At 32.8% G+C, this 1,825-nt stretch carries 1 pseudogene; it reads right to left on the bottom strand.

The annotated features are described in order from the left end of the window. Positions 1 to 78 precede the first annotated feature (78 nt). A pseudogene (locus H2277_RS08890) lies at positions 79 to 1,825 on the bottom strand (autotransporter outer membrane beta-barrel domain-containing protein); the annotation flags it as partial.

The raw sequence follows: 1,825 nt of genomic DNA, 5'->3' as shown, positions 1-1,825 counted from the left end.
TTTGAAATGATTTTTACAAAAAGGAAAACCCCACCCAACACTAACCCACAATTTAATTTTAAGTTTTAAGAATTCTTGTTACCATACATAGTTAAATTGTGCAAAACCTGTATGGGTATTACCTTTAGCATCAAACATTCCATTATAGTTTAAACTAAAATAGAAAGCATTATTGAAAGGAATAATCATAGATGTAGTTACATATCTTTGTACTCTTGGTAGATAAAACTCATCTTTTACTTTTATCTTGCCAAATCTAGCTTTAGCATTCACTTCTGGATTGATATTAAACTTAGCTCCTAAAGTCATAGAAGTTTTTAAATTTGGCAACCAATCCCTAAACCATGTAAAGCTTGTTCTTGTAGAGAAAAGATTTAAATAATTTTTATAGGTTCTTTCCCCACCCATAACAGTGGCTTGACCTTTGGTATTAACCATTGAGAAAGCTTCAGTATAACCACCTTCATAAACTAAACCTGCTTCTGGAGAGAAAATATCTTTACCATGGTTAAAATTCATACCCAAATCTGCACTTAAACCATAAGCATAAGAGGTTGGATCAGCCTTAGCTTCACTCTTACCAATTTTCTTAGTCAAGTCGTTTTTAATCAAAGCTGTTTTACCTTGAGCTTTTAAATAAACATCTTGACCCTTACTTGTAGTAAATAAGGTATTAAAGTATTTTAAACCTGCATAATAAGATCTATTGTTTATATCAAAATAGGTTGATTTCATTTTAGTATCTTCATAACCTGCATACACACCATATATACCACTATCTTTTAAAGTAGAATAACCTATAATAGTTCCTTTAGTGTGTCCTTTACTTTCTTCATTTAAAGAAAGCTCAACATTCTGTGAAGAAGCATAAGGAAGGATAAATAAAGAATGCTCTTTATTATAACCATAGTTTCCATTATTAAAATCACTCTTAATATAATCACTTGCATTTGCATACAAATTACCTTTTTCTTGCATAGCAATACTTGCATTAGGTTTAGCAAAGGCAAAGTGTTGCATAGAATTACCCATAACATTATCAATAAAAGTTGCTCTTCTTGAAGAGGTGTTAATCAATGATCTAAAAGTAGCTCCTGCTATAGAAGCATTAAGATTAAAATCAGTTGATAATTTTCCAGTGTGAGGATCAAAGTCCAAAGAAATTTCACCACCACCATTTGTTCCTATATTACCTATTTGATCAGGTTTAACACCTGAGATAATATTATCAATATTTCCTACTTGTCCTAAATCAAGTCCACCTTGATCTACAGTGACTTTATCGACAGTGACTTTATCAGCTCCATTTCCACCTACTACAACGGTTTCTAATTTACCATCACTACCTGTAGAGACAACCCAATCTTGTATATTAACACTACCACCACCATTATTGGTTACTGTATTACCTTGTTCATCTTTACCAACACTGCCTTGATTAGAGATTACTAAATCAGCATTGCCATTATTAACAATACCACCACCTATAGTAGCACCTTCTCCATTTGAGATTTCTAATTTATGATCACTGTTGTTTGTAATAGAACCTGAAATACCTGTATCAGAAGTAGAGGTATTGACTATGGAGTCAAGTTTGCCACCTTTATCTACTGTAATAGAACCTGTAATAGAACCTTCACCTTGATTGACTATACCACCAGTTAAGCTACCGCCATTTTCTACTTTTATACCTGTATTTCCATTGTTACCACCATTAGAGCCAATCACGCCTTCATTGATGATGGCAGCTGTACCACCTTTAACTTCACCTGATATTTTAATTAAAGTGTCAAGTTGTTTTCCACCACCTATGAAAATACCGGCA

Source organism: Campylobacter sp. W0014, from assembly GCF_020135975.1.
Lineage (GTDB): Bacteria > Campylobacterota > Campylobacteria > Campylobacterales > Campylobacteraceae > Campylobacter_D.
Note: the sequence above shows the minus strand (reverse complement) of the source record. Positions and strands in the feature narration are given on the sequence as shown.